The following is a 7101-nucleotide window of genomic DNA, read 5'->3' on the forward strand; positions in this document are numbered from 1 at the left end:
ATTGTTCCTCAAGTGATTCTACTTCTACTGATTTGGAAATTATTTGACTTCCAAGAGGATCAACTATACTAACTGAAACCATTCCTTCTGAAAATTCCATTACCTGTATAACATACACTCCCTCATTATTGATAGAGGGATCTAAATCTGCACTAATCTCCATAGTTCCACCTTCTCCAATATTTTCAACAGCCTGAGTAAGATCCTCAGTTATTATCATAGAGCCATAAAATGAGAGCGTAATTCCTGCAGCAATAAGCCCGCCTACTACTGCGAGCATGGTGGCAGATTTCTGCATATTGAGGCAACTTTTTGCTGATAGTTAAAACTTGGGATTTTTTAGTAAATTTTACAAATTTAGTGTATATTAATAAATTTAGCCTAGTGCAAAAAAGTTAGCCTAGGCTAAATTTTAAATACACCTACTGATTGTAAAACTACGAGAAATGAAAAAACCCATTGTTATTGGAATTGTTGCAATTGCAGCTATTATCATAGGAATATCTTCAGCTGTGTTTGTTCAAAACAATGATGCTGATGAAATGTTGCTAAGTAATGAAAATTCTGTAGATAATTCTGAAAAGATTATGGTTACAACCACAACAAATGTTGTAACAGATCTGGTTGAAAATATTGGAGGTGATCGCGTTCTTGTTACGGGATTAATGGGACCTGGAGTAGATCCTCACCTATATCGTCCTAGTGCAAGTGATGTAAAGAAACTCCAAGATGCAGATATTGTGTTTTACAATGGCCTAGACTTGGAGGGTAAAATGGGTGATGTATTTGTTAAAATAGGTAGAGAAGGAACAGCGGTGTGGGCAGTTTCTGAAAATATTCCCAATAACTCATTACTTAGTTTAGATAATGCCGGTCATTTTGATCCTCACATTTGGTGGGATGCTACATTATGGATGGAAGCAGCTAAGGTTGTTGCAACAGGATTAAGTGAATATGATCCTGAAAACTCAGAATTTTATGAATCAAATCTTGAAGCATATTTAATTCAACTAGAAGATCTTAATCAGGATAGCTTAGAGACGATGAGTTCTATTCCAAAAGAACAAAGAGTTCTTGTTACTGCTCATGATGCATTTCAATATTTTGGTCATGCATATGGTTTAGAGGAAATGGCAATTCAGGGATGGAGTACTGATAGTGAAGCTGGAATTAGAGAAATCCAAAACTTAGCTGATGAAATCACTCAAAGAAAAATTAAAGCTATATTTGTTGAGACATCAATTTCTCCTGCAACTATAGAAGCTCTTAAAGCTGCAGTTCAAGATAAAGGACATGATGTTGTAATTGGCGGCGAATTATTTTCAGATGCGATAGGAGAAAAAGGCACAAGTGAAGGTACCTATATTGGAGCATTCACACAAAACGTTGAAACAATCGTAAATGCATTGAAATGATGCAACAAAAATCTGAGCAAACAAACATGAAAGATGGAAAAATGTATCCAATTGAAATCAAAAATTTGTCTGTTACATATCGTACTGAACCCGCACTGTGGAATATAGATCTTAATTTTCCTGAGGGAAAGATGATTGCAATTGTTGGTCCAAACGGAGCAGGTAAATCAACTCTGATAAAGGCAGTAATGGGATTGGTTCCGATAACTGCCGGTAAAGTAAGCATTTATGGAAAATCATACTCTAAACAGAGAAGTAAAGTTGCTTATGTTCCACAACGTGGTTCTGTTGATTGGGATTTTCCGACTGATGCATTAGATGTTGTTGAAATGGGACTTTATGGAAAACTTGGATGGTTACGACGTCCTAACTCTAATACAAAAAAGAAAGCTAGAGAATGTCTTGAAAAAGTAGGACTGGGTGATTATGCAGACAGACAAATTGGACAGTTATCTGGAGGTCAACAGCAAAGAGTATTTGTTGCAAGATCCTTGGCTCAGGATCCGGAAATTTACCTTATGGATGAACCATTAAATGGAGTTGATGCAGTAACGGAAGATACAATTCTCTCAATACTTGAAAACCTCAGAAAAGAAGGAAAAACCATTGTAATGGTTCATCATGATCTTCAAACCGTTGACAAGTATTTTGATTGGGTCGTATTGCTAAATAGAAATCTAATCGCTTCTGGACCAATTAAGGAAGTGTTTACAAAAGAAAATTTGGACACTGCATATCAGGAAAAATATCGTGTATCTTTTCGATAGTATGTAAAGCGGATATCAAAATGGTTTTTGAAGAAATATTAACAATCTTTATTGGGATTTTTACTGATTACACTCTAAGATATGTTGCACTTGGCTCCGCTATATTGGGAATAACTAGTGGCGCTTTAGGTTGTTTTACTGTGCTACGAAAACAAAGCTTATTTGGAGATGCTTTATCACATGCAGCTTTACCCGGAATAGGGCTTGCATATCTTTTTGCTGGAGCAAAAGATTCATTGCTTTTGATGTTAGGAGCTGCAGTTTTTGCATGGTTTGGTGGTATTGTAACATTAGCAATCACAAGCACCACAAGAATAAAACAAGATGCTGCACTTGGAATAACACTTTCTGTTTTCTTTGGTCTTGGAATTGTTTTCCTTACTCATTTGCAGAGTATTGGCGGTGCAAGTCAAGGAGGATTAGATAGATTTCTTTTCGGTCAAGCAGCAGCATTGATAGAAACTGATGTCATAAATCTAGGAATTTTAGCTGCAGGATGTTTTGTAGTTTTAATAGTATTTTTCAAAGAATTTAAAATCGCAACATTTGATAGCGCATTTGGGCAGAGTTTAGGTTTTCCAACTAGATATCTCAGTGCTCTATTAACATCAGTAATAGTAGTTGCAGTCGTTATTGGTCTTCATACGGTTGGAGTAGTATTGATGGTTGCTATGCTAATTGCTCCTGCTGCAGCAGCTAGACAATGGATATCCAGTTTGAAAAGTATGTTAATTCTTTCTGCTATATTTGGCGGTATTAGCGGTGTTGTTGGTTCTATGATAAGTAGTACGACTGAAGGAATGTCTACTGGCCCTGTTATAGTTATTACGATTACTACTATATTGGGAATCTCTTTGTTCTTTTCTCCAAAACAAGGATACCTTTTCCAGTATATTCGTAAGAAAAGACAGCACCAAAGTAACTTGGACAAAATTAGCACAATTTCAGGAGAAAAAAAATCAAGGATTTGATTATGAATGTCTAGTGATCTAATTATAATTGGAACTGCAGTATTGGTTGCAGCAAATTGTGCATCGTTAGGAGCTTTTCTTGTATTAAGACAAATGGCAATGATGTCTGATGCAATAAGCCATGCAGTGTTGTTAGGAATTGTTATTGCTGTGTTTATGGTTGGAGGTAGAGAAACTGTACCCGTAATTGTTGGAGGAGTGTTATCTGGCATACTGACCGTTTCATTAGTCGAATTGTTGTATCGTACTGGTAAACTAAAACAAGATAGCTCAATAGGTATAGTATTCCCATTCCTTTTTGCTATTGGTGTAATTCTTGTTACACAAGCTGGTAATGTTCACATAGATGCACAACATGTCTTGTATGGTTCAATTGAGTTTGTACCTTTTGACACTTTGTATTTTGATGATCTAAACATAGGATCTAAATCTCTTTGGGTTCTTGGTATTTTAGCAATAACAAATATTTCATTCATTGCAATTCTATACAAGGAATTAAAAATTAGTACATTTGATACATCCATTGCCGTTGGTGTTGGATTGATGCCAATGTTAATCCATTATTTGTTAATGGTGATGGTCGCTACCACGGCAGTTGTTGCTTTTGAATCTGTTGGGGCCATTTTAGTAATTGCATTTTTCATTGTTCCTGCATCAGGAGCTTACTTACTAACAGATCGATTATCGCGAATGATAATGCTCTCAGTTGCTTTGGGTGTTGTCAGTGCTGTCATAGGCTATCTTATTGCAATTTTAGCTGATGTGTCTATTGCTGGCTCGATGGCTACAACTGCTGGTATTGTATTTGGGTTAATCTGGGTATTTGCACCTAATAGGGGTTTGATAAGCAGATGGAGAAGAATTTCTAAACAACGACTCGAAATAGATGTTGGTATCTTGCTGACTCATTTGTATAATGAAACTAAATTGCAACATACAGTTACTCTCTCAAGTATATCTGGTGCATTAGGATGGACAACCGCATATTCAAAAAAATTATGTGATACCGCAAAAGAAAAAAAACTATTGCAGCAGAATGACCAAAATTTGTCTCTTACTGAAGTCGGGAGTAAACAAGCAGAGCAATACGCCACAAATTAAGCATATTTTTGATTTAGCTTAATTTTGACTATAGAATCTCTGAACCAATTTATGGAATACCCGTTAAATCTCATCAATTAGATAGAGATGATAATGATGTATTTGTTTGAATAATCATCCAAGTTTCATATTGGTTCTGGATGTATAGTGATAATTGCATTTTTGAAATTTTCATGAATTTTACGTTCAATCTCTGATGTTAAATCATGTACCTTTTCTATTGAGAGATTTTTATCAAAAGAGCAATCTATATCGATTTTTACAATATTTTTAAAATTAAACGATACTATACGCCCAATTTTTTTAATATCTGAATATTCTTTTATCAAATCTCTAATTTCATCTTCTGTTTTCTTTCCAATCATTTTGAGATTGCCTGGAACTGTGACATATGGTTCTAAATGGATGGTAACATGTTCTGTGTCTGGAAAATTTTCTTGAATTTTATCTTCAATAACTTCTGAAATTTTATGGGCTTCATCTAAATTGATTTCCCTATCTACCATTACATGCAGACTAACATACAATTTTCCCTCAGATGAATATGAGCTAATGTTATGAACTTCTTTTACTCCTTCAACACTTGATGAAATTTCACTAATTTTTGCATCTCTTGGAACTTTCTCCCATGTTGGCTCAAAATGAATGGTGATTGATGAATTTTGAATTTCATTTTTGATATTATTTTCTACCTCGTCACTGATTTCATGTGCTTTATCAAAACTTGTGTCTCCTCTCAGTGAAATTGTCACATCTGCAAAAATTGTATCTCCTGACTTTCTCATTAAAACCGGACCAATTCCGACTACACCACTTGTATTTGATACAATGTCTTTGACTTTTGATACCATTTCTGGCGAAATAATGTCTGTCAAATCCATAGCAGAATTATAAATTAATTTTAAGCTAAGTACTGCTAGCACAACACCTAGAATCAGTGCAGCAATAAAGTCACCATGATAGAATCCATATGTTACTAGAATTATTCCAACTATTGCAACCATTGTAGAGCCTAAATCCATAAACGCATGATAGAAATCAGCTTTTAGAGTTGATCCTCCAATTTTAGAAATAGACTTTCGTAAAAGAATAATTCTAAAAATGTCTACTCCAATAGTGTAAACTCCTGCTGTTAATGCAAACAATCCTGGTAGAATGTTTGGTGGTGGACTTTGAACCCTGTTAATTGATTCATAAATAAAAAATGCGGCAATCAAAAGAATGGCAATTCCTCCGATTAATCCACCAAGTGATTCTATCTTTCCATGACCGTAGGTATGCTCTGCATCAGGAGGTTTTATTGCCATTCTAGCAGCCAAAAGTAGGACAACTGTTACCACACTATCTAAAAGTGCATGAACACTATCTGTAATTAGCGCAAGACTATTTGAAAATAAGCCAAAACTAAGTTCTACTACAAAGGCTGAAAGAATAGCAAATAATGAAATCTTCAAAACCTTGGTTCTTTGAACAAACATTGACATTCTGATCTAAACCACTTTCATGCTCTTGGCTATTATTATTGCCTTTGAGTAGTATGATTTCTACGACAACTATTTGAGTCGGAATTACCAATTTTCATAATTGCAACCAAAAGTTTGGATGATGTTATCTATTGTTTCAATAATTTCATTATTTTTAGGAGTGACTGATGCCTATGCAACACACAACTCAAATCTCTATGTATCTGCTGAAAATCCTTCATTTAACAATCATTTTGCAGGTTCTATGGTTATTGAGGTTGTTGTAAATGATTCAGATTTGAAAGATATTGATGATGGTATTGGGGAACCTGATGTAACCATTAATGGAAAAGACCTTAGAATGGTTCAAGGAACAGATGGTAGCTGGTATGCTTATTTCGCAAATCTTCAGCAAGCAAAAAAAGCTGATCAAATAGTTGCTGATGCCGGCATGGCAGCAGAGGGAGAAAGTTTAGACTTTGGAGTTTTTTGTAGTTCGTCAACAGCTAGTTCAGTTTTAGGAACAAGCTTTTCACAAACTCAAGGTGTAGCGATACCAAGATCAGGTGGACTAACTCCTGGCTCTTTTACTAATGGACAAGCTACATTTTCTGAGTGCACTGGAACACTTACTGGTGGCACTCTAAAAAATAATGTAATACGTAGTCCAAAATCCATTAATACAAATCCATCTGTTTTACCTGGACAAATAGGACTGGACACAGATGCTTGGCCAATCATTCAACTGTTTTCATTTGACGATGTTGAAATAAAATACAATAAACCTGGACAAACTCAAGTAGTTAATTTGCAGTATGATGAAATTCCTAATATCTCCATGACTCTTGATAGATCAAACTATCCAGCAGGCGCTGAAGTTTTTGTAACAATTAATGACATCCAATTGAATCAGGATCCAACCGATGAAGATTCTTGGACCTTTAATATCAATTCCACAAAAAGAACATTTTATCAGGCCTACACAGAGTCTGGCTCTGATTCTGGAAATGGAGGAGCAGGCCTAATCAACATTATTCCTCATCTCTCTTCTTTAGATTTTGAAGACAATGGAGAACTAACAATGAGTTTAGGCTCCATTCTTGAATTAAAGACAAACGATGATCAACCAGATGCTTTTGTCACTGATGGTACAAACACATTTTCAAAAATTGTAACTTTTGTAGAAACCTCACCTAATTCGGGAATTTTTAGAAATTATGATAATGGAAAAAAATCTACTATTGGTGTTACTTCTAATGCGCCTCGAGGACAAACTGGAACCATAACATACAATGATGAGAGTAAATCCATCCTCACTGGCTCATTTTCTGCTTCAGTGGAATTGGGAACAAAAGGAATTAGTTTTGAACCTGGAACGACAGCT

5 protein-coding genes and 2 pseudogenes are annotated in these 7101 nt (G+C 35.3%); 5 read left to right on the forward strand and 2 right to left on the reverse strand.

Going from position 1 to position 7101, the window contains the following annotated elements:
* Positions 1 to 298: pseudogene (locus tag C6988_RS10690) on the reverse strand (hypothetical protein); the annotation flags it as partial.
* A gap of 148 nt (positions 299 to 446) precedes the next feature.
* Here C6988_RS10690 and C6988_RS10695 point away from each other — a divergent pair.
* Genes C6988_RS10695 through C6988_RS10710 form a run of 4 tightly spaced genes read left to right on the forward strand, consistent with a single transcriptional unit; the run spans position 447 to position 4254 of the window.
* On the forward strand, positions 447 to 1415 hold the full coding sequence (locus tag C6988_RS10695; RefSeq protein ID WP_182135424.1) for a metal ABC transporter solute-binding protein, Zn/Mn family: 969 nt from the start codon (positions 447 to 449) through the stop codon (positions 1413 to 1415).
* A complete protein-coding gene (locus C6988_RS10700; RefSeq protein ID WP_255464486.1) occupies positions 1415 to 2182 on the forward strand; it encodes a metal ABC transporter ATP-binding protein in 768 nt (255 codons plus the stop codon). The genes C6988_RS10695 and C6988_RS10700 overlap by 1 nt, the downstream gene beginning before the upstream one ends.
* 20 nt (positions 2183 to 2202) lie before the next feature.
* Positions 2203 to 3153, forward strand: coding sequence for a metal ABC transporter permease (locus C6988_RS10705; protein ID WP_182135428.1), 951 nt, complete (start codon positions 2203 to 2205; stop codon positions 3151 to 3153).
* 6 nt (positions 3154 to 3159) lie between these two features.
* The gene (locus tag C6988_RS10710) at positions 3160 to 4254 is read left to right on the forward strand and encodes a metal ABC transporter permease (RefSeq protein ID WP_182135430.1); all 1095 of its coding nucleotides are present in this window, start codon (positions 3160 to 3162) and stop codon (positions 4252 to 4254) included.
* Between the two features lie 125 nt (positions 4255 to 4379).
* On the opposite strand, the gene C6988_RS10715 is transcribed toward C6988_RS10710, so the two are convergent.
* A complete protein-coding gene (locus tag C6988_RS10715; RefSeq protein ID WP_182135432.1) occupies positions 4380 to 5732 on the reverse strand; it encodes a cation-efflux pump in 1353 nt (450 codons plus the stop codon).
* Positions 5733 to 5838: 106 nt separating this feature from the next.
* On the opposite strand from C6988_RS10715, the pseudogene C6988_RS10720 reads away from it, so the two are divergent.
* Positions 5839 to 7101, forward strand: a pseudogene (locus C6988_RS10720) (peptidase); the annotation flags it as partial.

The sequence above is a fragment of the Nitrosopumilus sp. b1 genome (genome assembly GCF_014078545.1).
In the GTDB taxonomy this organism is placed as follows: domain Archaea; phylum Thermoproteota; class Nitrososphaeria; order Nitrososphaerales; family Nitrosopumilaceae; genus PXYB01.

Excerpts from the sequence above, each read along its gene's own strand:
- C6988_RS10695 (WP_182135424.1), top strand. The coding sequence starts at position 447 with ATGAAAAAACCCATTGTTATTGGAATTGTTGCAATTGCAGCTATTATC.
- C6988_RS10700 (WP_255464486.1), top strand. The coding sequence starts at position 1,415 with ATGCAACAAAAATCTGAGCAAACAAACATGAAAGATGGAAAAATGTAT.
- C6988_RS10705 (WP_182135428.1), top strand. The coding sequence starts at position 2,203 with ATGGTTTTTGAAGAAATATTAACAATCTTTATTGGGATTTTTACTGAT.
- C6988_RS10710 (WP_182135430.1), top strand. The coding sequence starts at position 3,160 with ATGTCTAGTGATCTAATTATAATTGGAACTGCAGTATTGGTTGCAGCA.
- C6988_RS10715 (WP_182135432.1), bottom strand. The coding sequence starts at position 5,732 with ATGTTTGTTCAAAGAACCAAGGTTTTGAAGATTTCATTATTTGCTATT.